The 22,591-nt window shown below is 38.9% G+C and carries 26 protein-coding genes; 23 read left to right on the forward strand and 3 right to left on the reverse strand.

Translation table 11 applies throughout. The features are described from left to right. Positions 1 to 9: 9 nt before the first annotated feature. The 10 genes from rodZ (at position 10) to tsf (ending at position 8,664) form a co-directional block, all read left to right on the forward strand. A complete protein-coding gene (gene rodZ, locus B7698_RS07025) occupies positions 10 to 837 on the forward strand; it encodes a cytoskeleton protein RodZ (protein WP_084865108.1) in 828 nt (275 codons plus the stop codon). 10 nt (positions 838 to 847) lie between these two features. Continuing rightward, on the forward strand, positions 848 to 1,393 hold the full coding sequence (gene pgsA / locus B7698_RS07030) for a CDP-diacylglycerol--glycerol-3-phosphate 3-phosphatidyltransferase (protein ID WP_084865109.1): 546 nt from the start codon (positions 848 to 850) through the stop codon (positions 1,391 to 1,393). After that, complete coding sequence (locus tag B7698_RS07035) at positions 1,390 to 2,217, forward strand: energy-coupling factor ABC transporter ATP-binding protein (RefSeq protein ID WP_084865110.1); 828 nt, start codon at positions 1,390 to 1,392, stop codon at positions 2,215 to 2,217. Before pgsA ends, B7698_RS07035 begins: the two co-directional genes overlap by 4 nt. Then, complete coding sequence (locus B7698_RS07040; RefSeq protein WP_000510424.1) at positions 2,202 to 3,041, forward strand: energy-coupling factor transporter ATPase; 840 nt, start codon at positions 2,202 to 2,204, stop codon at positions 3,039 to 3,041. Before B7698_RS07035 ends, B7698_RS07040 begins: the two co-directional genes overlap by 16 nt. Then, entirely contained in the window at positions 3,034 to 3,828 is a 795-nt protein-coding gene (locus tag B7698_RS07045; protein WP_000377896.1) for an energy-coupling factor transporter transmembrane component T family protein, read from the forward strand. Before B7698_RS07040 ends, B7698_RS07045 begins: the two co-directional genes overlap by 8 nt. Before the next feature lie 58 nt (positions 3,829 to 3,886). Beyond that, the gene (mreC, locus tag B7698_RS07050) at positions 3,887 to 4,705 is read left to right on the forward strand and encodes a rod shape-determining protein MreC (protein ID WP_001078994.1); all 819 of its coding nucleotides are present in this window, start codon (positions 3,887 to 3,889) and stop codon (positions 4,703 to 4,705) included. Continuing rightward, complete coding sequence (gene mreD / locus B7698_RS07055) at positions 4,705 to 5,199, forward strand: rod shape-determining protein MreD (protein ID WP_001249446.1); 495 nt, start codon at positions 4,705 to 4,707, stop codon at positions 5,197 to 5,199. Before mreC ends, mreD begins: the two co-directional genes overlap by 1 nt. Before the next feature lie 93 nt (positions 5,200 to 5,292). Next, positions 5,293 to 6,540 (forward strand): peptidoglycan hydrolase PcsB, encoded by a 1,248-nt coding sequence (gene pcsB / locus B7698_RS07060; RefSeq protein WP_023948197.1) that lies wholly within the window; start codon positions 5,293 to 5,295, stop codon positions 6,538 to 6,540. A 225-nt stretch (positions 6,541 to 6,765) separates the two neighbouring features. Beyond that, positions 6,766 to 7,545 (forward strand): 30S ribosomal protein S2, encoded by a 780-nt coding sequence (rpsB, locus tag B7698_RS07065; protein ID WP_007556349.1) that lies wholly within the window; start codon positions 6,766 to 6,768, stop codon positions 7,543 to 7,545. Between the two features lie 78 nt (positions 7,546 to 7,623). Beyond that, positions 7,624 to 8,664: a translation elongation factor Ts gene (gene tsf, locus B7698_RS07070; RefSeq protein WP_049499106.1), complete on the forward strand. Its 1,041-nt coding sequence runs from the start codon at positions 7,624 to 7,626 to the stop codon at positions 8,662 to 8,664. 121 nt (positions 8,665 to 8,785) lie between these two features. Here tsf and cysK read toward each other — a convergent pair whose 3' ends face one another. The 3 genes from cysK to B7698_RS07085 all read right to left on the reverse strand — a co-directional run bounded on the left by cysK (position 8,786) and on the right by B7698_RS07085 (position 10,903). After that, complete coding sequence (gene cysK, locus B7698_RS07075; protein ID WP_000029880.1) at positions 8,786 to 9,712, reverse strand: cysteine synthase A; 927 nt, start codon at positions 9,710 to 9,712, stop codon at positions 8,786 to 8,788. 96 nt (positions 9,713 to 9,808) lie between these two features. Beyond that, complete coding sequence (locus tag B7698_RS07080) at positions 9,809 to 10,252, reverse strand: PH domain-containing protein (protein WP_000863906.1); 444 nt, start codon at positions 10,250 to 10,252, stop codon at positions 9,809 to 9,811. A gap of 15 nt (positions 10,253 to 10,267) precedes the next feature. Next, positions 10,268 to 10,903: a YigZ family protein gene (locus tag B7698_RS07085; protein WP_000395748.1), complete on the reverse strand. Its 636-nt coding sequence runs from the start codon at positions 10,901 to 10,903 to the stop codon at positions 10,268 to 10,270. Between the two features lie 56 nt (positions 10,904 to 10,959). Here B7698_RS07085 and B7698_RS07090 point away from each other — a divergent pair, with 56 nt between their 5' ends. The 13 genes from B7698_RS07090 (at position 10,960) to B7698_RS07150 (ending at position 22,591) form a co-directional block, all read left to right on the forward strand. Beyond that, complete coding sequence (locus B7698_RS07090) at positions 10,960 to 12,258, forward strand: ATP-dependent helicase ComFA (RefSeq protein ID WP_084865111.1); 1,299 nt, start codon at positions 10,960 to 10,962, stop codon at positions 12,256 to 12,258. Then, on the forward strand, positions 12,255 to 12,917 hold the full coding sequence (locus B7698_RS07095) for a ComF family protein (protein WP_004255321.1): 663 nt from the start codon (positions 12,255 to 12,257) through the stop codon (positions 12,915 to 12,917). Before B7698_RS07090 ends, B7698_RS07095 begins: the two co-directional genes overlap by 4 nt. 79 nt (positions 12,918 to 12,996) lie before the next feature. Beyond that, complete coding sequence (hpf, locus tag B7698_RS07100) at positions 12,997 to 13,545, forward strand: ribosome hibernation-promoting factor, HPF/YfiA family (RefSeq protein ID WP_004255322.1); 549 nt, start codon at positions 12,997 to 12,999, stop codon at positions 13,543 to 13,545. 135 nt (positions 13,546 to 13,680) lie between these two features. Further along, complete coding sequence (locus B7698_RS07105; RefSeq protein WP_004255323.1) at positions 13,681 to 15,654, forward strand: DHH family phosphoesterase; 1,974 nt, start codon at positions 13,681 to 13,683, stop codon at positions 15,652 to 15,654. Continuing rightward, positions 15,651 to 16,103: a 50S ribosomal protein L9 gene (gene rplI, locus B7698_RS07110; protein ID WP_004255324.1), complete on the forward strand. Its 453-nt coding sequence runs from the start codon at positions 15,651 to 15,653 to the stop codon at positions 16,101 to 16,103. Before B7698_RS07105 ends, rplI begins: the two co-directional genes overlap by 4 nt. A gap of 43 nt (positions 16,104 to 16,146) precedes the next feature. Then, the gene (gene dnaB / locus B7698_RS07115; RefSeq protein WP_004255325.1) at positions 16,147 to 17,499 is read left to right on the forward strand and encodes a replicative DNA helicase; all 1,353 of its coding nucleotides are present in this window, start codon (positions 16,147 to 16,149) and stop codon (positions 17,497 to 17,499) included. Position 17,500: 1 nt separating this feature from the next. After that, positions 17,501 to 17,767, forward strand: a complete 267-nt coding sequence (locus B7698_RS07120) for a Veg family protein (RefSeq protein ID WP_001278169.1) — start codon at positions 17,501 to 17,503, stop codon at positions 17,765 to 17,767. 89 nt (positions 17,768 to 17,856) lie between these two features. Beyond that, positions 17,857 to 18,975: a choline binding-anchored murein hydrolase CbpD gene (gene cbpD / locus B7698_RS07125; protein WP_084865112.1), complete on the forward strand. Its 1,119-nt coding sequence runs from the start codon at positions 17,857 to 17,859 to the stop codon at positions 18,973 to 18,975. Between the two features lie 253 nt (positions 18,976 to 19,228). Further along, entirely contained in the window at positions 19,229 to 19,519 is a 291-nt protein-coding gene (locus tag B7698_RS07130) for a thiamine-binding protein (protein WP_084865113.1), read from the forward strand. Beyond that, positions 19,482 to 20,240 (forward strand): ABC transporter permease, encoded by a 759-nt coding sequence (locus B7698_RS07135; protein ID WP_084865114.1) that lies wholly within the window; start codon positions 19,482 to 19,484, stop codon positions 20,238 to 20,240. Before B7698_RS07130 ends, B7698_RS07135 begins: the two co-directional genes overlap by 38 nt. Before the next feature lie 38 nt (positions 20,241 to 20,278). Continuing rightward, positions 20,279 to 21,286, forward strand: a complete 1,008-nt coding sequence (locus tag B7698_RS07140; protein ID WP_084865115.1) for an ABC transporter substrate-binding protein — start codon at positions 20,279 to 20,281, stop codon at positions 21,284 to 21,286. Then, the gene (locus tag B7698_RS07145; protein ID WP_084865116.1) at positions 21,286 to 22,014 is read left to right on the forward strand and encodes an ABC transporter ATP-binding protein; all 729 of its coding nucleotides are present in this window, start codon (positions 21,286 to 21,288) and stop codon (positions 22,012 to 22,014) included. Before B7698_RS07140 ends, B7698_RS07145 begins: the two co-directional genes overlap by 1 nt. 118 nt (positions 22,015 to 22,132) lie before the next feature. Further along, positions 22,133 to 22,591 (forward strand): CtsR family transcriptional regulator, encoded by a 459-nt coding sequence (locus tag B7698_RS07150; protein ID WP_084865117.1) that lies wholly within the window; start codon positions 22,133 to 22,135, stop codon positions 22,589 to 22,591.

Genomic DNA, 22,591 nt, shown 5'->3' on the forward strand with positions numbered 1-22,591 from the left:
ATGACAAGTATGAGGAAAAAAACAATTGGTGAGGTTTTACGTTTAGCTAGAACTAACCAAGGGTTGACTTTAGAAGAATTACATAAAAAAACAGAAATTCAGTTGGATATGTTGGAGGCAATGGAAGCTGATGATTTTGATCAACTTCCTAGTCCATTTTATACTCGTTCTTTTTTGAGAAAGTATGCGTGGGCAGTTGAACTTGATGAGCGAATTGTCTTGGATGCTTATGATTCTGGGAGCATGATTACTTATGAGGAAGTAGATGTTGATGAAGAGGAGTTGACAGGTAGGAGACGTTCAAGTAAGAAAAATAAGACATCATTTTTACCTTTATTTTATTTTATACTCTTTGCCCTATCGATTGTAATATTTGTGACTTATTATGTTTGGAATTATCTCCAGACTCAACCGGAGAATTCATCTACGTCTAGTTATAGTGTAGTCCAAGCAACAAGTTCGACTAGTTCTGTAACTCCATCTTCAAGTAGTGGTTCATCAAGTAGCTCTTCGAATATTGAACCAGTTATAAGTGTATCAGGTGAAGGAAATTATGTAGAAATCGCTTATAAAACAAGTAAGGAAACTGCAAAATTGCAATTATCGGTTTCAGATGCTAGAAGTTGGGTTAGTGTTTCAGAAAGTGAGCTTGAGGGTGGTGTGACCTTATCACCGGATAATAAAAGTGCGGAAACAACAGTTTCAACAAAAAATCCTGTGACCATTACTTTAGGTGTTGTCAAAGGTGTTGCTTTAACAGTAGATAATCAGACTGTTGATTTATCGAACTTAACAGCTCAAACTGGACAAATCACTGTAACCTTTACTAGAAATTAAGGAAAAACGAATGAAAAAAGAACAAATTCCCAATCTCTTAACAATAGGTCGAATTCTCTTTATACCTATTTTTATCTTTATTTTAACGATAGGAAATTCGCTAGAAAGTCATATAGTAGCAGCTATTATATTTGCTATTGCCAGTATCACCGACTATTTAGATGGATATTTAGCTCGTAAATGGAAGGTGGTTAGCAACTTTGGGAAGTTTGCGGATCCAATGGCGGATAAGTTGCTAGTTATGTCAGCTTTTATCATGTTGATTGAGTTGGATATGGTTCCGGCTTGGATTGTTGCGGTGATCATCTGTCGTGAGTTGGCTGTGACAGGTTTAAGGCTTTTATTGGTTGAAATTGGTGGAACAGTTTTAGCAGCAGCAATGCCTGGAAAAATTAAAACTTTCAGCCAGATGTTTGCGATTATTTTCTTGCTATTACATTGGACTTTGCTTGGTCAAGTTCTACTTTATATAGCCTTGTTTTTCACTATCTACTCTGGCTATGATTATTTCAAGGGTAGTGCCTATGTATTTAAAGGGACATTTGGTTCGAAATGAAATCAGTAGTTGATGTAAAAAATCTTTCTTTTCGTTATAAGGAAAGTCAGGAATACTATGATGTGAAGGATATTACGTTTCACGTGAAACGTGGAGAATGGCTTTCGATTGTAGGGCATAATGGTAGTGGTAAATCAACGACGGTTCGCTTAATTGATGGCTTACTGGAAGCAGAATCTGGAGAGATTGTAATTGATGGCCAACGGCTGACTGAGGAAAATGTTTGGAATATACGTCGTCAAATCGGTATGGTTTTTCAAAATCCAGACAATCAATTTGTTGGAGCGACTGTTGAAGATGATGTTGCCTTTGGTTTGGAAAATCAGGGACTTTCTCGTCAAGAAATGAAAAAGAGAGTGGAAGAAGCTCTGGATTTGGTTGGCATGTTAGACTTTAAAAAGAGAGAGCCAGCGCGTCTATCAGGTGGCCAAAAGCAACGTGTGGCTATTGCAGGTGTTGTAGCCCTAAGACCAGCTATTTTAATCTTAGATGAAGCAACGAGTATGTTGGATCCTGAGGGACGTAGAGAACTAATTGAGACAGTAAAAGGAATTCGAAAAGACTATGATATGACGGTCATTTCCATTACCCATGATTTGGAAGAAGTTGCCATGAGTGATCGTGTGTTGATCATGAAAAAAGGGGAAATTGAATCAACCAGCAGTCCAAGAGAACTTTTCTCTCGTAATGGTTTAGATCAAATTGGATTAGACGATCCTTTTGCTAATCAATTAAAACATTCTCTGAGTCAGAATGGCTATGATTTACCTGAAAATTATTTGACAGAAAGTGAGCTAGAGGATAAGCTATGGGAATTGCTCTAGAAAATGTGAGTTTTACGTATCAAGAAGGGACTCCCTTAGCCTCAACAGCTTTGTCGGATGTTTCTTTGACGATTGAAGATGGTTCTTATACGGCTTTAATTGGCCACACAGGTAGTGGTAAATCAACTATTTTACAACTCTTAAATGGTTTATTGGTGCCAAGCCAAGGGAGTGTGCGGGTTTTTGATACCTTAATCACCTCGACTTCTAAAAATAAAGATATTCGTCAAATTAGAAAACAGGTTGGCTTGGTATTTCAGTTTGCTGAAAATCAGATTTTTGAAGAAACGGTTTTGAAGGATGTTGCTTTTGGACCGCAAAATTTTGGAGTTTCTGAAGAAGATGCGGAGCAGATTGCGCGTGAGAAACTGGCTCTGGTTGGAATTGATGAATCACTTTTTGATCGTAGTCCGTTTGAGCTATCAGGTGGACAAATGAGACGTGTCGCCATTGCAGGCATACTTGCCATGGAACCAGCTATATTAGTCTTAGATGAACCCACAGCAGGCCTAGATCCCCTGGGAAGAAAAGAGCTGATGAATTTGTTCAAAAAACTCCACCAGTCAGGGATGACCATTGTCTTGGTAACGCATTTGATGGATGATGTTGCTGAATATGCGAACCAGGTATATGTGATGGAAAAGGGACGTTTAGTTAAGTTTGGTAAACCTAGTGATGTCTTTCAAGATGTTGTTTTTATGGAAGAAGTTCAGTTGGGAGTACCTAAAATTACAGCTTTTTGTAAACGATTGGCTGATAGAGGCGTGTCATTTAAACGATTACCGATTAAGATAGAGGAGTTCAAGGAGTCGCTAAATGGATAGTATGATTTTGGGGCGTTATATCCCAGGGGATTCGATAGTTCACCGATTGGATCCACGCAGCAAATTACTGGCTATGATGCTACTGATTTTGATCGTTTTTTGGGCTAATAATCCCTTGACGAATCTGATTCTTTTTATAGCGACAGGGATCTTTATTGCCTTGTCAGGAGTATCTCTTTCATTTTTTATTCAGGGCTTGAAGTCTATGTTTTTCTTGATTGCCTTCACAACTATTTTTCAACTGTTTTTCATTTCTAATGGGAATGTTTTATTTGAGTTTTCGTTTGTGAGAATCACGGATTATGCTTTGCAACAAGCTGGAATTATCTTTTGTCGCTTTGTATTGATTATTTTCTTTTCTACTTTGTTAACCTTAACGACCATGCCCTTAAGTTTGGCATCAGCTGTCGAAGCTCTATTAGCACCTTTAAAGAGTATGAAAGTTCCAGTTCATGAAATTGGATTGATGCTGTCTATGAGTTTGCGTTTTGTCCCAACCTTGATGGATGATACGACGCGGATTATGAATGCACAGAAAGCGCGTGGAGTGGATTTTGGAGAAGGAAGTATTGTTCAAAAGGTGAAGGCTATGATTCCCATTTTGATTCCTCTTTTTGCGACAAGTTTAAAACGTGCGGATTCCTTGGCTATCGCAATGGAAGCGCGTGGTTATCAGGGTGGAAAAGGCAGAAGTCAATATCGACAATTGAAATGGACTCGAAAGGATACGCTGACCATTCTTGTTATTATCATACTTGGTTGTTGCTTATTTTTCTTAAAATCTTAGTAGCTTTCAGGAATTGATAAAAAGTTACTGTAACAGTTTTTGATATAAAGGTAGGGATATGAACCGTTTTAAAAAATCAAAATATGTCATTATTGTTTTTGTCACTGTTCTGCTTGTGTCAGCTCTCTTAGCGACGACTTATTCAAGTACAATTGTGACAAGATTAGGAGATGGAATCTCAGTGGTTGATAGGGTTGTGCAAAAACCTTTTCAGTGGTTTGATTCTGTCAAATCAGATTTGGCTCATTTGACACGCACTTATAATGAAAATGAAAGTTTGAAGAAACAGATTTACCAATTAGAAGTTAAATCAAATGAGGCGGAAAGTTTAAAGATGGAAAATGAACAACTGCGCCAATTGCTTGATATGAAGTCCAAATTGCAAGCTACAAAGACTTTGGCAGCAGATGTTATTATGCGATCTCCGGTATCTTGGAAGCAGGAGTTGACCTTAGATGCAGGCAAATCAAAAGGGGCTTCTGAGAATATGTTAGCAATTGCAAATGGTGGCTTGATTGGGAGTGTCTCAAAAGTAGAGGAGAACTCTACCATGGTCAACCTTCTGACAAATACGGAAAATGCTGATAAGATTTCTGTTAAAATTCAACATGGTTCTACTACAATTTATGGAATTATTGTTGGCTATGACAAGGAAAATGAAGTTCTAAAAATTAGTCAATTAAATAGTAGTAGCGATATTAGTGCAGGAGATAAGGTGACCACTGGTGGATTAGGAAACTTTAACGTTGCTGATATTCCTGTTGGTGAAGTGGTTGCCACAACGCATAGTACGGACTACTTGACACGAGAAGTAACTGTTAAATTAAGTGCAGATACTCATAATGTGGATGTGATAGAATTAGTGGGGAATTCATAATGAGACAGTTGAAGCGGGTTGGAGTGTTTTTATTGCTTCCTTTCTTTGTTCTAATTGACGCCCATATTAGCCAGCTTCTGGGCTCATTTTTCCCCCATGTACATTTGGCTAGTCATTTTCTGTTTTTATTTCTCTTATTTGAGACGATAGAAGTATCAGAGTATCTCTATTTAGCTTATTGTTTTGTAGTGGGTTTGGTTTATGACATTTACTTTTTCCACTTGATAGGGATTGCGACTTTGTTGTTCGTCTTGTTGGGAGTATTTCTCCATAAATTTAATAGTGTTATTTTATTGAATCGTTGGACGAGAATGTTGGCAATTATTGTCATGACTTTTCTATTTGAGATGGGAGCTTATATACTTGCATTAGTGGTAGGTTTAACTGTGGATAGTATGTCTTTATTTATAGTCTATAGTTTAGTACCATCAATGATTTTGAACCTTATATGGATGATTATCTTTCAGTTTATTTTTGAAAAATTTTACCTATAAGAAAGAAATAAAAATGTAACAAAGGCGTAATATTCATTAAGCCTTTTTTTGGTATACTAGTAATGTCTTTAAAAGAAGGAGTATCTACGTAATATGAAGAAAAAAATCTTAGCGTCACTTTTATTAAGTACAGTAATGGTTTCTCAAGTAGCTGTTTTAACAACTGCGCATGCAGAAACTACTGATGACAAAATTGCTGCTCAAGATAATAAAATCAGTAACTTAACAGCACAACAACAAGAAGCCCAAAAACAAGTTGATCAAGTTCAGGAGCAAGTGTCTGCTATTCAAACAGAGCAATCAAACTTGCAATCTGAAAATGATAGACTACAAGCAGAATCTAAAAAGCTTGAGGGTGAAATTACAGAACTTTCTAAGAATATTGTATCTCGCAATGATTCATTGCAAAAACAAGCTCGTAGTGCTCAAACAAATGGAGCTGCAACAAATTACATTAATACAATTGTAAACTCAAAATCAATTACAGAAGCTATTTCACGTGTTGCTGCAATGAGTGAAATCGTATCTGCAAACAACAAAATGTTGGAACAACAAAAAGCAGATAAAAAAGCTATTTCTGAAAAACAAGTAGCAAACAATGATGCAATTAATACAGTTATTGCAAATCAGCAAAAACTAGCTGATGATGCTCAATCATTAACTACAAAACAAGCTGAGTTGAAAGCTGCAGAATTGAATCTTGCTGCTGAAAAGGCTACTGCAGAGGATGAAAAAGCAAGTTTACTTGAGAAAAAAGCTGCAGCAGAAGCAGAAGCTAAAGCTGCAGCAGAAGCAGAAGCAGCTTATAAAGCTAAACAAGCAAGTCAACAACAAACAGTAGTTGCTTCTGGAAATACAACTTTTACAGCACAAGTTCAAGCACTATCTACTATTTCTTCATCAAGTTCATCTGAGTCAAGTTCGTCTGAATCATCTTCAAGCAGTGCTTCAACAGAAGCAACAAGCTACACTCCTGCTCCAGTGACACATCGTCCAACATATAGTACAAATGCTTCAAGTTATCCAACTGGTGAGTGTACATGGGGAGCTAAAACATTGGCGCCTTGGGCTGGAGATTACTGGGGTAATGGAGCACAGTGGGCTACAAGTGCAGCTGCAGCAGGATTCCGTACAGGATCTACACCTCAAGTTGGTGCCATTGCATGTTGGAATGATGGTGGATATGGACACGTAGCCGTGGTTACAGCTGTTTCATCATCAACAAGTATCCAAGTATCTGAATCAAACTATGGTGGAAACCGTACAATCGGAAATAAACGTGGATGGTTCAATCCTACTACGACTTCAGAAGGTTTTGTAACATATATCTATCCAAACTAATGAATAAAGCGAAGAGGCTCGATTTGAGTCTCTTTTATGATTTATATAGTTAACTTGCTTTAAAAATCTACTAAAATCGCTTGAAAATATTGAAAAAGTATGGTAAAATGAAAATTGTCGTGTGAACGATAATACTCATTCTTGATGAATTGTGAAACAGTTGCCTTTGGGTCGTTTTGCGAGTTGAAGTCAAGAAGAGGAAAAAAACAAAAAGGAGAAATACTCATGGCAGTAATTTCAATGAAACAACTTCTTGAGGCTGGTGTACACTTTGGTCACCAAACTCGTCGCTGGAACCCTAAGATGGCTAAGTACATCTTCACTGAGCGTAATGGTATCCACGTTATCGACTTGCAACAAACTGTAAAATACGCTGACCAAGCTTACGATTTCATGCGTGATGCAGCAGCTAACGACGCAGTTGTATTGTTCGTTGGTACTAAGAAACAAGCAGCTGATGCAGTTGCTGAAGAAGCAGTACGTTCAGGTCAATACTTCATCAACCACCGTTGGTTGGGTGGAACTCTTACAAACTGGGGAACAATCCAAAAACGTATCGCTCGTTTGAAAGAAATCAAACGTATGGAAGAAGATGGAACTTTCGAAGTTCTTCCTAAGAAAGAAGTTGCACTTCTTAACAAACAACGTGCACGTCTTGAAAAATTCTTGGGTGGTATCGAAGATATGCCTCGTATCCCAGATGTTATGTATGTAGTTGACCCACATAAAGAGCAAATCGCTGTTAAAGAAGCTAAGAAATTGGGAATCCCAGTTGTAGCGATGGTTGACACAAACACTGATCCAGATGATATCGATGTAATCATTCCAGCTAACGATGATGCTATCCGCGCTGTTAAATTGATCACAGCTAAATTGGCTGATGCTATCATCGAAGGACGTCAAGGTGAAGATGCAGTAGCAGTTGAAGCAGAATTTGCAGCTTCAGAAGCTCAAGCAGATTCAATCGAAGAAATCGTTGAAGTTGTAGAAGGCGACAACGCTTAATTCATATAATTAGTAATTACCTAGGAGGGCGGGGCTTAGCCCGGCTCTCCTATTTTTAAAAAATATAGGAGAATCAAAATGGCAGAAATTACAGCTAAACTTGTAAAAGAGTTGCGTGAAAAATCTGGTGCCGGAGTTATGGATGCTAAAAAAGCGCTTGTAGAAACAGACGGTGACATCGAAAAAGCGATTGAATTGCTTCGTGAAAAGGGTATGGCTAAGGCAGCTAAGAAAGCTGACCGTGTTGCTGCAGAAGGTTTGACTGGTGTTTATGTTAACGGTAATGTTGCAGCAGTTATTGAAGTAAACGCTGAAACTGACTTCGTTGCGAAAAATGCTCAATTCGTTGAATTGGTAAATACTACAGCTAAAGTTATTGCTGAAGGAAAACCTGCTAACAATGAAGAAGCTCTTGCTTTGACAATGCCCTCAGGTGAAACTCTTGAATCTGCATACGTATCTGCAACAGCAACTATCGGAGAAAAAATCTCATTCCGTCGCTTTGCATTGATTGAAAAAACAGACGCACAACACTTTGGAGCATACCAACATAACGGTGGACGTATCGGTGTTATTTCAGTTGTTGAAGGTGGAGACGAAGCACTTGCTAAACAATTGTCAATGCACATCGCAGCGATGAAACCAACAGTTCTTTCTTACAAAGAATTGGATGAGCAATTCGTTAAAGATGAGTTGGCACAATTGAACCACGTTATCGACCAAGATAACGAAAGCCGTGCAATGGTTAACAAACCAGCTCTTCCACACTTGAAGTATGGATCAAAATCTCAATTGACTGATGAAGTGATTGCTCAAGCCGAAGCTGACATCAAAGCTGAGTTGGCTGCAGAAGGCAAACCAGAAAAAATCTGGGACAAAATTATCCCAGGTAAAATGGATCGCTTCATGCTTGACAACACTAAAGTTGACCAAGCTTACACACTTCTTGCACAAGTTTACATCATGGATGACAGCAAGACAGTTGAAGCATACCTTGAATCAGTTAACGCTTCAGTAGTTGAGTTCGCTCGCTTTGAAGTTGGTGAAGGTATCGAGAAAGCTGCAAACGACTTTGAAGCTGAAGTTGCAGCTACAATGGCAGCAGCCTTGAATAACTAATAATAAAAAGGAAGCCAAATTGCTTCCTTTTTTCTATGCAGTCGATTTTTATAGGGAGATGTTCCTATTTTTAAGGTATAAATAAAAAGCCCTATAATAAGGGCTAAGTGTATTTAGGAGACTACACTTCAAATTCATAGAGTGCTGTAGAGAGATAACGTTCACCGTTATCTGGTGCTAGAGCAAGAACTTTTTTACCTGTACCTAATTTCTTGGCAACCTCGATGGCTCCGTAGATAGCTGCAGCTGAAGAAATACCAACAAGGAATCCTTCTTTTCCACCAATCTCACGGCCGAGTGCTAGTGCATCGTCTGATGTTACACGAACAATACCATCATAGGCATTTGTATCAAGTGTATCAGGAATAAATCCAGCTGAGATACCTTGAATTTTGTGTGGTCCAGGTTTTTCACCAGATAGAATAGCAGATTCGTCTGCCTCTACTGCAAAAACTTGAATGTTAGAATTTGCTGATTTGAGTGCATGAGAAACACCAGAAATCGTTCCACCGGTACCCACTCCAGCAACAAAGGCATCTAGTCCATCTTTACCGAAAGCAGCTAGTATTTCAGCTCCTGTTGTTCTTTCGTGTACTTCTGGATTAGCTGGATTGTCAAATTGAAGAGGAAGGAAACCATCACGTTCAGCAGCGATTTCTTGAGCTTTAGCAATAGCGCCTTTCATTCCCTCACTACCAGGAGTTAGGACGAGTTCAGCACCATAAGCTTGGATAATCTTACGTCGTTCTACACTCATAGTTTCAGGCATAACGATGACGACTTTATACCCTTTAGCAGCACCTACCCATGAAAGTCCAATACCAGTGTTTCCACTTGTTGCTTCAACAATTGTAGAACCTGGTTTCAGAATACCGTCTTGTTCAGCTTTTTCAATCATGCTAAGAGCAATACGATCTTTTACAGAAGAACCAGGGTTGAATGCTTCAAGCTTTACATAGACGTCCGCAGCCCCTTCTGGCACGATGTTGTTGAGTTTAACAATCGGAGTTTGACCGATTAATTCAGTAATGTTGTTATAAATAGACATATGAATACCTCTTTGTATAAGATATTTCTAGTATAACGCTATCTATACCATTTGTAAAATATAGAAATCCTATCGAAGTGATAGGATTTTTTTATATCACAGGTCTAAGCCGTTAATTTTCAAGCGATTGTGATAAGCTAATTCTAATAAATAGGTGTAAAGTGGAATGATATCCGTTTTCTTAGGGAATTCAAATTTATGAGCATTAAAATGCTCATTGTGTGCTTTTAGAAAGACATTTTCTAAATAAGTAATAGTAATTTCACTATCATCTATACCTGCTCCTGCAGTTTCCATTTCAACGTTAACAATGTTCATCAAAAAGATTGATTTAATAGACATCTTACGACCAGTAGCGCCTTGTTTATCTGTAAAGATAATACGGATATTTGTAAATATAATTGAATCACGAATCAGTTTATATCCACTTTGAATTTCTTCATTTTCTAGTAGATATTGTCCATATTCTTTGATAAGAGTTTCTTTGTTTTGCTCGCTAAAGTTACCAGCGAGTCCTTGAATGAATTTACCAAATGCCATATTTTTCTCCTTTGTTTACACTAAGTTTACAGGAACTTCAACTTCTCGTAAACCTTGATCAGTTAAAGTGACTTTTCCATTAAAAAACTCTACAAGTGCAGCTTTAATAGTTTCTTTTTCTTCTTTATCAACATAAATCATCGTATCGACTTGATCTGTAAAGTTTGTATCCAGTTCCATGAGATTATATTCCTTAAGGAAGTTACTGTACTCTTGGTACTGAGCGTAAGACATTTGAATAGCAATGCCAGCCTGTTCCTTTATTTCAATGATGCCAATTTCTTTGACAGCTAAGGCAACACTGCCAGCGTAAGCACGAATCAATCCTCCAGCGCCTAGTTTAATGCCACCAAAGTAGCGTGTCACTACCACACAGACATTAGTAAGATTGTGATTTTCTAGTACCCCAAGCATGGGAACGCCAGCAGTCCCACTGGGCTCACCATCATCACTTGTCCGTTTGATTCCACTACGTTCCCCAATAATGAAGGCAGAGCAGTTATGAGTAGCTTTGTAGTGCTCTTTCTTGATGGCAGTAATGAAGTCACGAGCCTCTTCTTCGCTATAAACACGCTTGGCATGACAGATAAAGCGGGATTTTTTGATTTCTTCTTGGACTTGTCCGTCCTCTTTAATTGTTCTAAATTCCATGATTTAATTGTACTAAAAAATCATTTAAAGCGCTAGGTTTTTACGAATAAAGAAGTATGAAAGTAAATCCAAATTATCTCGGTCGCTTGTTTACTGAGAATGAATTAACAGAAGAGGAACGTCAGTTGGCGGAGAAACTTCCAGCAATGAGAAAGGAGAAAGGGAAACTTTTCTGTCAACGTTGTAATAGTACTATTCTAGAAGAATGGTATTTGCCCATCGGTACTTACTATTGTAGGGAGTGTTTACTGATGAAGCGAGTCAGGAGTGATCAATCTTTATACTATTTCCCACAGGAGGATTTTCCGAAGCAAGATGTTCTTAAATGGCGTGGTCAATTAACCCCTTTTCAAGATAAGGTATCAGAGGGACTGCTTCAAGCGGTAGACAAGCAAGAGCCAAGCTTGGTTCACGCTGTAACAGGAGCTGGAAAGACAGAAATGATTTATCAAGTAGTAGCTAAAGTGATCAATGCGGGTGGTGCAGTGTGTTTGGCCAGTCCTCGCATAGACGTTTGTTTGGAGCTGTATAAGCGCCTGCAAAAGGATTTTGCTTGTGAGATAGCCCTCCTACATGGAGAATCAGAGCCGTATTTTCGAACACCACTAGTTGTTGCGACGACCCATCAGTTATTGAAGTTTTATCAAGCTTTTGATTTACTGATAGTGGATGAAGTAGATGCCTTTCCTTATGTTGACAATCCTATGCTTTACCATGCTGTCAAGAATAGTGTAAAGGAGAATGGCTTGAGAATCTTTTTAACAGCAACTTCTACCGATGAGTTAGATAGGAAGGTTCGCATCGGAGAATTAAAACGATTGAGTTTGCCAAGACGATTTCATGGAAATCCTTTGATTATTCCTAAACCTGTCTGGTTATCCGATTTTAATCACTGTTTAGAGAAAAGTCGGTTGTCACCAAAGCTAAAGTCTTATATTGAGAAGCAGAGAAAGACAGGTTATCCGTTACTCATTTTTGCTTCAGAGATTAAGAAAGGGGAACAGTTAAAAGAAATCATACAGGAGCAATTTCCAAATGAGAAAATTGGCTTTGTATCTTCTATCACAGAAAATCGATTAGAGCAGGTACAAGCTTTTCGAGATAGAGAACTGACAATACTTATCAGTACGACGATATTGGAGCGTGGAGTTACCTTCCCTTGTGTTGACGTTTTCGTAGTAGAGGCCAATCATCGTCTGTTTACCAAGTCTAGTTTAATACAGATTGGAGGACGTGTCGGTCGGAGTATGGACAGACCGACAGGAGATTTGCTTTTCTTCCATGACGGGTTAAATGCTTCAATCAAAAAGGCAATTAAGGAAATTCAGCAGATGAATAAGGAGGCGGGGCTATGAAGTGCTTATTATGTGGGCAGACTATGAAGGCTGTTTTAACTTTTAGTAGTCTCTTACTTCTGAAGAATGATGACTCTTGTCTTTGTTCAGACTGTGACTCTACTTTTGAGAGGATTGGAGAAGAAAACTGCCCAAACTGTATGAAAACAGGTTTGTCAACAAAGTGTCAAGATTGTCAATTTTGGTGTAAAGAAGAAGTTGAAGTCAGTCATAGAGCGATTTTTACTTACAATCAAGCTATGAAGGATTTTTTCAGTCGGTATAAGTTTGATGGAGACTTCCTTTTAAGAAAAGTTTTTGCTTCAGTTTTAAGTGAGGAGTTAAAAAAGTACAAAGAGTATCAATTTGTTGTAATTCCCCTAAGTCCTGAAAGATTGCTCGAGAGGGGATTTAACCAGGTTGAAGGTTTAGTTGAAGCAGCAGAGTTCTCTTTGCAAGACTTACTAGAGAAGAGAGAAGAGCGGGCCAGTTCTTCCAAAAATCGTTCAGAACGCTTGGGGACAGAACTTCCTTTCTTTATTAAAAGGGGAGTCACTATTCCTAAAAAAATCCTACTTATAGATGACATTTATACTACTGGAACAACTATAAATCGTGTGAAGAAGCTGTTGGAAGAAGCTGGTGCTGAGGATGTAAAAACATTTTCCCTTGTAAGATGAGGAAAAAATTTGCAAAAATAAAATGAAAGCGTTATAATGAAATCAGAAAAACAAAAATGTTTAGAAAGAAGGTACTCATATGATTAAATATAGTATCCGTGGTGAAAACCTAGAAGTAACAGAAGCAATTCGTGATTATGTAGTTTCTAAACTCGAAAAGATCGAAAAGTATTTTCAAGCTGAACAAGAGTTGGATGCTCGAGTAAACTTGAAGGTGTATCGTGAAAAAACGGCTAAAGTGGAGGTGACGATTCCGCTTGGTTCAATTACTCTTCGTGCAGAAGATGTGTCTCAAGATATGTATGGTTCAATTGACCTTGTAACCGATAAAATTGAACGTCAGATTCGTAAAAATAAAACAAAAATCGAGCGTAAAAATAAAAACAAGGTAGCAACTAGTCAATTATTTACAGATGCTTTGGTGGAAGATACAAATGTTGTCCAATCTAGAGTTGTTCGTTCAAAACAAATTGATTTAAAACCAATGGATTTGGAAGAAGCTATTCTACAGATGGATTTGTTGGGACATGATTTCTTTATCTATGTGGATGTTGAAGATCAGACAACCAATGTGATTTATCGTCGTGAAGATGGCGAGATTGGCTTGTTAGAAGTTAAAGAATCTTAATTTCAATATGTGTAAAGGAAGGTTTACTAAATTGTAAACCTCCTTTTTCTTATAATTGATAGAATTACTGATTACACTTTTAAAAAGTCGCTTTTTGGTGGTTATTATGGTATAATGGGTGCCAAGAGGTTTGGAATGAAAAAATTTTATGTAAGTCCTATTTTCCCCTTAATATTAGGAATAGTGGCGTTCGGAGTGCTATCTGTGCAACTTGTTTTTGTAACGAATACACTGGTAACGCTATTTCTTTTGCTACTTATTTTGGGTTCATATATTTTACTATTCATCCATCAGAGAGACTACTACTCAAGGAGTGAAGTAGAACAAATCCAGTATGTAAACCACCAAGCTGAAGAAAGTTTGACAACCTTGTTAGAACAGATGCCTGTCGGAGTTATTAAATTAGACTTGTCGTCAGGTGAAGTTGAATGGTTTAATCCTTATGCTGAATTGATTTTGACTAATGAAGTGGGCGAAATTGATGTGGCATTAATTCAAACAATTATCAAGGCTTCTGTGGGGAATCCAGGTTCTTATGCCACCTTGGGTGAGACCCGCTATTCGGTTCATATGGACAAGGTGTCTGGAGTTCTTTACTTCTTTGATGTGTCTGGAGAATACGAAGCGACTGTTGAGTTAGTAACGAGTCGACCTGTGATTGGGATCGTTTCCGTTGACAACTATGATGATTTAGAAGATGAAACATCGGAGTCTGATATCAGTCATATCAATAGTTTTGTAGCCAATTTTGTTTCAGAATTTGCTGGGAAGCATGCCATGTTCTCCCGTCGAGTGAGTATGGACCGTTTCTATCTCTTTACGGACTACACGGTACTTGAGGGATTGATGAATGATAAATTTTCTGTTATCGATGCTTTCAGAGAAGAGTCAAAACAGAGACAGTTGCCTTTGACCTTAAGTATGGGCTTTTCTTATGGTGATGGAAATCATGATGAGATAGGTAAAGTTGCATTACTCAACTTGAACTTGGCTGAAGTGCGTGGTGGAGACCAGGTGGTTGTCAAGGAGAACGACGAAACGAAAAATCCAGTTTATTTTGGTGGTGGGTCTGCTGCGTCAATCAAGCGTACACGAACACGTACGCGCGCTATGATGACGGCTATTTCAGATAAAATTAGAAGTGTAGATCAGGTTTTTGTAGTTGGTCATAAAAACCTTGATATGGATGCTTTGGGTTCTGCTGTAGGTATGAAGTTATTTGCTAGTAATGTAACAGAAAATAGTTATGCTCTTTATGATGAAAATCAAATGTCACCAGATATTGAACGAGCTGTTGCATTCTTAGAAAAAGAAGGAGTTACGAAGTTGTTGTCTGTTAAGGATGCAATGGGGATGGTGACCAATCGTTCTTTGTTGATTCTTGTAGACCATTCAAAGACAGCTTTAACTTTATCAAAAGATTTTTATGATTTGTTTACCCAAACTATTGTTATTGACCACCATCGAAGGGATCAGGATTTCCCAGACAATGCAGTTATCACTTATATCGAAAGTGGTGCAAGCAGTGCCAGTGAGTTGGTAACGGAATTGATTCAGTTCCAGAATTCTAAGAAAAATCGTTTGAGTCGTATGCAAGCAAGTGTTTTAATGGCTGGTATGATGTTGGATACTAAAAATTTCACCTCACGAGTGACTAGTCGGACATTTGATGTTGCTAGCTATCTCAGAACGCGCGGAAGCGATAGTATTGCTATCCAGGAAATCGCTGCGACGGATTTTGAAGAATATCGTGAGGTCAATGAACTGATTTTACAGGGACGTAAATTAGGTTCAGATGTACTGATAGCAGAGGCTAAGGACTCGAAATGCTATGATACAGTTGTTATTAGTAAGGCAGCAGATGCCATGTTAGCTATGTCGGGCATTGAAGCGAGTTTTGTTCTTGCGAAGAATACACAAGGATTTATCTCTATCTCAGCTCGCAGTCGTAGTAAACTGAATGTACAACGGATCATGGAAGAGCTGGGAGGTGGAGGCCACTTTAATTTGGCAGCAGCTCAAATTAAGGATTTAACCTTGTCAGAAGCAGGTGAAAAACTGACAGAAATTGTATTAAATGAAATAAAGGAAAAGGAGAAAGAAGAATGAAAGTAATCTTTTTAGCAGATGTTAAAGGAAAAGGTAAAAAAGGTGAAATTAAGGAAGTACCAACAGGGTATGCACAAAACTTTCTTATCAAAAAGAATTTAGCAAAAGAAGCAACTGCTCAAGCTGTAGGTGAACTTCGTGGTAAACAAAAATCAGAAGAGAAAGCTCACGCTGAGATGATTGCAGAAGCAAAAGCAATTAAAGACCAACTAGAAGCAGAAGAAACGGTTGTAGAATTTGTTGAAAAAGTTGGTCCAGATGGTCGTACCTTTGGTTCCATTACCAATAAGAAAATTGCAGAAGAATTGCAAAAGCAATTTGGAATTAAGATTGATAAGCGTCATATTCAAGTACAAGCTCCGATTCGAGCAGTTGGTTTGATCGATGTACCAGTGAAAATCTATCAAGATATCACAGGTGTGATCAATCTTCGTGTGAAAGAAGGGTAAATTTACACTTTCTTGACAAGATTGTAAAAGGAAGGGAAGTCTGATGGCAGAAGTAGAAGAGTTACGAGTACAACCTCAAGATATCTTAGCTGAGCAATCCGTTTTAGGGGCTATCTTTATTGACGAGAGTAAGCTTGTTTTTGTGCGAGAATATATTGAGTCTCGGGACTTTTTTAAGTATGCCCATCGTTTGATTTTCCAAGCTATGGTCGATTTATCCGATCGTGGCGATGCTATAGATGCAACAACGGTTCGTACCATTCTTGATAATCAAGGTGATTTACAGAATATTGGTGGCTTGTCTTACCTGGTTGAGATTGTCAATTCTGTGCCAACTTCTGCTAATGCGGAGTATTATGCTAAGATTGTTGCAGAGAAGGCCATGCTACGTCGATTAATCTCCAAGTTGACAGAGTCTGTCAATCAAGCTTACGAGGCTTCGCAACCAGCTGATGAAATCATTGCTCAGGCAGAAAAAGGCCTGATTGATGTCAGCGAAAATGCTAATCGAAGTGGATTTAAGAACATTCGAGATGTGTTGAATATCAACTTTGGAAATCTGGAAACTCGCTCGCAACAAACGACCGATATTACAGGTATTGCGACAGGCTATCGTGACTTGGATCATATGACGACTGGACTTCATGAGGAGGAGTTGATTATCCTAGCAGCCCGTCCAGCGGTTGGTAAGACAGCCTTTGCATTGAATATTGCTCAGAATATTGGGACTAAGTTGGACAAAACGGTTGCTATTTTTTCACTCGAAATGGGTGCGGAAAGTCTAGTGGACCGTATGTTGGCGGCAGAAGGCTTGGTGGAATCGCATTCTATCCGTACGGGTCAATTGACTGATGAGGAGTGGCAAAAATATACCATTGCTCAAGGGAACCTAGCTAATGCAAGTATCTATATCGATGATACGCCAGGGATTCGGATTACAGAGATTCGTTCTCGTTCTCGTAAACTGGCTCAAGAAACTGGAAATCTTGGTTTGATTTTAATAGACTATTTGCAGCTTATCACGGGAACTGGTCGGGAAAATCGTCAACAAGAGGTTTCAGAAATTTCACGTCAGTTGAAAATTTTAGCTAAGGAACTGAAGGTTCCAGTAATTGCTCTAAGTCAGCTTTCTCGTGGTGTAGAACAACGCCAGGATAAGAGACCGGTCTTGTCTGATATTCGTGAATCTGGTTCTATTGAGCAGGACGCTGATATCGTAGCCTTTCTTTATCGCGACGACTACTATGAGCGTGGTGGTGAAGAAGAGGAAGGCATACCAAACAATAAGGTAGAAGTTATTATAGAGAAAAACCGTAGTGGAGCTCGTGGAACGGTGGAATTAATTTTCCAAAAAGAATACAATAAATTTTCAAGTATCTCAAAGAGGGAGGCATAAGATGTCAGATGCATTTACAGATGTAGCCAAGATGAAAAAAATAAAAGAAGAAATCAAGGCACATGAGGGACAAGTCGTAGAAATGACTTTGGAGAATGGTCGTAAGCGCCAAAAAAATAGATTGGGTAAGCTAATTGAGGTTTATCCATCCCTATTTATCGTTGAATTTGGGAACGTTGAAGGAGATAAACAAGCTAATGTTTACGTTGAATCCTTTACTTACTCAGATATCCTTACAGAAAAGAATTTGATTCATTATCTTGACTAAAGTGAGAAATTTTCTCACTTTTTCTTTTTTTCTCCGAATAGTTTAAGTGAAGGTAATCTTCGATTTATATTATTTTTCAAGGAGGAAGAATGAAAATTTCACCATTTAAAGTAGCAGAGACAAGATTTTCTTTTAGAAAATCAGCTAAAAAGGTTGTTCCCTTTTTAGTAGTAGGATTGATGTTAGCAGCGGGTAATAGTGTATATGCCTATTCCGGAGGAAATGGATCGATTGCGCGTGGGGATGATTATCCTGCTCATTATAAAAATGGGAGCCAGGAGATTGATAAGTGGCGCATGTATTCTCGTCAGTGTACTTCTTTTGCAGCCTTTCGTTTGAGTAATGTCAATGGTTTTGAGATTCCGGCGGCTTATGGGAATGCGAATGAATGGGGCTATCGTGCTCGTCGTGAAGGCTATCGTGTCGATAATAGACCAGCGATTGGCTCCATTGCTTGGTCGACTGCAGGAACTTATGGTCATGTTGCTTGGGTGTCAAATGTAATAGGAGATGAGATTGAGATTGAAGAATACAATTATGGAATAAGGGAATCTTACAATAAGCGCGTCGTGAAGGCGAATACTATGACTGGCTTTATTCATTTTAAAGATTTAGCTGGTGGCAGTGTTGGGAATAGTCAATCCTCAGTTTCAATAGGAGGAACACATTATTTTAAGACTAAGGCTGCTATCAAAAATCAGCCTCTAGCTGGCGCAACTGCAATTGATTACTATTATCCTGGGGAGAATGTTCATTATGATCAAATTCTCGAAAAAGATGGGTACAAGTGGTTGAGTTATACGGCTTATAACGGAAGTCGTCGCTATATCCAGCTAGAGGGAGTAACCTCTTCACAGAATTATCAGAATCAATCAGGAAATAGCTCTAACTATGGATCCAATAACAGTTCAACTGTCGGTTGGAAGAAAATAAATGGTAGTTGGTATCATTTCAAATCAAATGGGTCTAAATCAACGGGTTGGCTGAAAGATGGATCTAGTTGGTATTATTTGAAATCATCTGGTGAAATGCAGACAGGCTGGTTAAAGGAAAATGGTCTGTGGTATTATTTAGATAGTTCAGGGGCAATGAAAACGGGGTGGTATCAAGTCTCTGGTAAGTGGTATTATTCTTACTCTTCAGGCGCCTTAGCTGTTAATACGACAGTGGATGGCTACAGAGTAAACAGTGATGGAGAACGAGTATAGAAAATGGGAGTAGGAAAATTTCCTACTCTTTTCTGTAAGCAGTTTCCTTGACATTTTTTTTGTTTTGCGCTATCATATGTCCATATAATATATGGGAGTCTGTGTACAGTCTGAGAGGAAGCGTTAAGCTTCGACCGCACCTGATTTGGGTAATGCCAGCGTAGGGAACGATACTTAGTCTATTCTTGACCTTTTCCATATATGGTAAAGGTTTTTCTTTTTATAAAAAGGAAAACGAGAAGAGGAGGTTCTTATGAAAGCAAGCATTGCCTTGCAAGTTTTACCCTTATCACAGGGGATTGATCGGATTGCTGTTATCGATCAGGTCATTGCTTATCTGGAAACTCAAGAAGTGACCATGGTAGTGACACCATTTGAAACAGTCTTGGAAGGGGAGTTTGATGAACTCATGCGCATTCTAAAAGAAGCGCTAGCAGTGGCAGGGCAGGAGGCAGACAATGTCTTTGCTAATGTCAAAATAAATGTAGGAGAGATTTTAAGTATCGATGAGAAACTTGAAAAGTATACTGAGACGACACATTAGTCTATTGGGCTTTCTAGGAGTCTTATCAATCTGGCAGGTAGCAGGTTTTCTTAAACTTCTCCCCAAGTTTATCCTGCCAACACCTCTTGAAATTCTCCAGGCCTTTGTTCGTGATAGAGAATTTCTCTGGCACCATAGTTGGGCGACCTTGAGAGTGGCTTTACTGGGGCTGGTTCTGGGAGTTTTGATTGCCTGTCTCATGGCTGTACTTATGGACAGTTTGACTTGGCTTAATGACCTGATTTACCCTATGATGGTGGTCGTTCAGACTATCCCGACCATTGCCATAGCCCCTATTCTGGTCTTGTGGCTCGGTTATGGGATATTGCCCAAGATTGTCTTGATTATCCTGACGACAACCTTCCCTATCATTGTTAGTATCTTGGACGGTTTTAGGCATTGTGACAAGGATATGCTGACTTTGTTTAGTCTGATGCGAGCCAAGCCTTGGCAAATCCTGTGGCATTTTAAAATCCCTGTCAGTCTGCCTTACTTTTATGCAGGTCTGAGGGTTAGTGTCTCCTACGCCTTTATCACAACAGTGGTATCTGAGTGGTTGGGAGGCTTTGAAGGACTAGGTGTCTACATGATTCAGTCTAAAAAACTGTTTCAGTATGATACCATGTTTGCCATTATTATTCTGGTGTCGATTATCAGTCTTCTAGGGATGAAGCTGGTCGATATCAGTGAAAAATATGTGATTAAATGGAAACGTTCGTAGAATTAGAATGTTTCTGAAAAAGAAAAGAGGAAATTGAAATGAAAAAAACATGGAAAGTGTTTTTAACTGTTTTAACAGCTCTTGTAGCTGTTGTGCTTGTGGCCTGTGGCCAAGGAACTGCTTCTAAGGATAATAAGGAAGCAGAACTTAAGAAGATTGATTTTATCCTAGACTGGACACCAAATACTAACCACACAGGACTTTATGTTGCCAAGGAAAAAGGTTATTTCAAAGAAGCTGGAGTGGATGTTGATTTGAAATTGCCACCAGAAGAAAGTTCTTCTGACTTGGTTATTAACGGTAAGGCACCATTTGCAGTGTATTTCCAAGACTATATGGCTAAAAAATTGGAAAAAGGAGCAGGAATTACTGCCGTTGCAGCTATTGTTGAACACAATACATCAGGAATCATCTCTCGTAAATCTGACAATGTAGCTAGTCCGAAGGACTTGGTTGGTAAGAAATACGGGACTTGGAATGACCCAACTGAACTTGCTATGTTGAAAACCTTGGTAGAATCACAAGGTGGGGACTTTGAGAAGGTTGAAAAAGTACCAAATAACGACTCAAACTCTATCACACCGATTGCTAATGGAGTATTTGATACTGCATGGATCTACTACGGATGGGATGGTATCCTTGCAAAATCTCAAGGTGTAGATGCTAACTTCTTGTACTTGAAAGACTATGTCAAGGAGTTTGACTACTACTCACCAGTTATCATCGCAAACAACGACTACCTTAAAGACAATAAAGAAGAAGCTCGTAAAGTCATCCAAGCTATCAAAAAAGGCTACCAATATGCTATGGAGCATCCAGAAGAAGCAGCTGATATCCTCATCAAGAATGCACCTGAACTTCAGGAAAAACGTGACTTTGTCATCGAATCTCAAAAATACTTGTCAAAAGAATACGCAAGCGACAAGGAAAAATGGGGTCAATTTGATGCAGCTCGCTGGAATGCCTTCTACAAATGGGATAAAGAAAATGGTATTCTTAAAGAAGATTTGACAGACAAAGGCTTCACCAACGAGTTTGTGAAATAATGACAGAAATAAGACTAGAACACGTCAGTTATGCCTATGGTCAAGATAGGATTTTAGAGGACATTAACCTGCAGGTGATTTCAGGTGAAGTGGTTTCTATCTTAGGTCCAAGTGGTGTAGGAAAGACCACCCTCTTTAATCTGATCGCTGGGATTTTAGAAGTTCAGTCAGGGAGAATTGTACTTGACGGTGAGGAGAATCCCAAGGGGCGCGTGAGTTATATGTTGCAAAAGGATCTGCTCTTGGAGCACAAGACGGTGCTTGGTAATATCATTTTGCCCCTCTTGATTCAAAAAGTGGATAAGGCAGAAGCTATTGCCCGAGCGGATGAAATTCTTGCGACTTTTCAGTTGACAGCTGTACGAGACAAGTATCCCCATGAACTTAGTGGTGGGATGCGCCAGCGTGTAGCCTTACTCCGAACCTACCTTTTCGGGCACAAGCTTTTTCTCTTGGATGAGGCTTTTAGCGCATTGGATGAGATGACTAAGATGGAACTCCACGCTTGGTACCTTGAGATTCACAAGCAGTTGCAGCTAACAACCTTGATCATCACGCATAGTATCGAGGAGGCCCTCAGTCTCAGCGACCGCATCTATATCTTGAAAAATCGTCCTGGGCAGATTGTTTCAGAAATTAAACTAGATTGGTCTGAAGATGAGGACAAAGAAGTCCAAAAGATTGCCTATAAACGTCAAATTTTGGTAGAATTAGGCTTAGATAAGTAGAAAAATAGGGAGTTGGTGAAGATTATCCTTTACCAGCGCCCTTTTTCTTTTAAAAATGAGAAAATTTCGGTATAATAGTCAAAGATAGTCAAGGTTTAAAGAGAGAGGTGGGTTTGTAATGAGATTTAAAAATACATCGGATCATATTGAGGCCTACATCAAGGCGATTTTAGATCAATCTGGTATCGTGGAGTTGCAACGGAGTCAGTTGGCAGATACTTTTCAGGTTGTTCCTAGTCAGATTAACTATGTGATCAAGACACGCTTTACGGAAAGTAGAGGCTACTTGGTTGAAAGTAAGCGTGGTGGCGGAGGCTATATTCGTATAGGACGGATTGAGTTTTCTAATCATCATGAAATGCTCAGGGAGTTGCTTTACTCAATTGGCGAGCGGGTCAGTCAAGAAATTTATGAAGATATTCTTCAGCTTTTAGTTGAGCAGGAATTGATGACCAAGCAGGAGATGAATTTGCTGGTAGCAGTAGCTTTGGATCGCATTCTAGGAGAAGAAGCTCCAGTTGTTCGTGCTAATATGCTACGACAGGTCATACAAGAGGTAGATAGAAAAGGGAAGTAA

This window comes from Streptococcus mitis, from assembly GCF_002096855.1.
In the GTDB taxonomy this organism is placed as follows: Bacteria; Bacillota; Bacilli; order Lactobacillales; family Streptococcaceae; genus Streptococcus; species Streptococcus mitis_Y.

Excerpts from the sequence above, each read along its gene's own strand:
- rodZ (WP_084865108.1), top strand. The coding sequence starts at position 10 with ATGAGGAAAAAAACAATTGGTGAGGTTTTACGTTTAGCTAGAACTAAC.
- pgsA (WP_084865109.1), top strand. The coding sequence starts at position 848 with ATGAAAAAAGAACAAATTCCCAATCTCTTAACAATAGGTCGAATTCTC.
- B7698_RS07035 (WP_084865110.1), top strand. The coding sequence starts at position 1,390 with ATGAAATCAGTAGTTGATGTAAAAAATCTTTCTTTTCGTTATAAGGAA.
- B7698_RS07040 (WP_000510424.1), top strand. The coding sequence starts at position 2,202 with ATGGGAATTGCTCTAGAAAATGTGAGTTTTACGTATCAAGAAGGGACT.
- B7698_RS07045 (WP_000377896.1), top strand. The coding sequence starts at position 3,034 with ATGGATAGTATGATTTTGGGGCGTTATATCCCAGGGGATTCGATAGTT.
- mreC (WP_001078994.1), top strand. The coding sequence starts at position 3,887 with ATGAACCGTTTTAAAAAATCAAAATATGTCATTATTGTTTTTGTCACT.
- mreD (WP_001249446.1), top strand. The coding sequence starts at position 4,705 with ATGAGACAGTTGAAGCGGGTTGGAGTGTTTTTATTGCTTCCTTTCTTT.
- pcsB (WP_023948197.1), top strand. The coding sequence starts at position 5,293 with ATGAAGAAAAAAATCTTAGCGTCACTTTTATTAAGTACAGTAATGGTT.
- rpsB (WP_007556349.1), top strand. The coding sequence starts at position 6,766 with ATGGCAGTAATTTCAATGAAACAACTTCTTGAGGCTGGTGTACACTTT.
- tsf (WP_049499106.1), top strand. The coding sequence starts at position 7,624 with ATGGCAGAAATTACAGCTAAACTTGTAAAAGAGTTGCGTGAAAAATCT.
- cysK (WP_000029880.1), bottom strand. The coding sequence starts at position 9,712 with ATGTCTATTTATAACAACATTACTGAATTAATCGGTCAAACTCCGATT.
- B7698_RS07080 (WP_000863906.1), bottom strand. The coding sequence starts at position 10,252 with ATGGCATTTGGTAAATTCATTCAAGGACTCGCTGGTAACTTTAGCGAG.
- B7698_RS07085 (WP_000395748.1), bottom strand. The coding sequence starts at position 10,903 with ATGGAATTTAGAACAATTAAAGAGGACGGACAAGTCCAAGAAGAAATC.
- B7698_RS07090 (WP_084865111.1), top strand. The coding sequence starts at position 10,960 with ATGAAAGTAAATCCAAATTATCTCGGTCGCTTGTTTACTGAGAATGAA.
- B7698_RS07095 (WP_004255321.1), top strand. The coding sequence starts at position 12,255 with ATGAAGTGCTTATTATGTGGGCAGACTATGAAGGCTGTTTTAACTTTT.
- hpf (WP_004255322.1), top strand. The coding sequence starts at position 12,997 with ATGATTAAATATAGTATCCGTGGTGAAAACCTAGAAGTAACAGAAGCA.
- B7698_RS07105 (WP_004255323.1), top strand. The coding sequence starts at position 13,681 with ATGAAAAAATTTTATGTAAGTCCTATTTTCCCCTTAATATTAGGAATA.
- rplI (WP_004255324.1), top strand. The coding sequence starts at position 15,651 with ATGAAAGTAATCTTTTTAGCAGATGTTAAAGGAAAAGGTAAAAAAGGT.
- dnaB (WP_004255325.1), top strand. The coding sequence starts at position 16,147 with ATGGCAGAAGTAGAAGAGTTACGAGTACAACCTCAAGATATCTTAGCT.
- B7698_RS07120 (WP_001278169.1), top strand. The coding sequence starts at position 17,501 with ATGTCAGATGCATTTACAGATGTAGCCAAGATGAAAAAAATAAAAGAA.
- cbpD (WP_084865112.1), top strand. The coding sequence starts at position 17,857 with ATGAAAATTTCACCATTTAAAGTAGCAGAGACAAGATTTTCTTTTAGA.
- B7698_RS07130 (WP_084865113.1), top strand. The coding sequence starts at position 19,229 with ATGAAAGCAAGCATTGCCTTGCAAGTTTTACCCTTATCACAGGGGATT.
- B7698_RS07135 (WP_084865114.1), top strand. The coding sequence starts at position 19,482 with ATGAGAAACTTGAAAAGTATACTGAGACGACACATTAGTCTATTGGGC.
- B7698_RS07140 (WP_084865115.1), top strand. The coding sequence starts at position 20,279 with ATGAAAAAAACATGGAAAGTGTTTTTAACTGTTTTAACAGCTCTTGTA.
- B7698_RS07145 (WP_084865116.1), top strand. The coding sequence starts at position 21,286 with ATGACAGAAATAAGACTAGAACACGTCAGTTATGCCTATGGTCAAGAT.
- B7698_RS07150 (WP_084865117.1), top strand. The coding sequence starts at position 22,133 with ATGAGATTTAAAAATACATCGGATCATATTGAGGCCTACATCAAGGCG.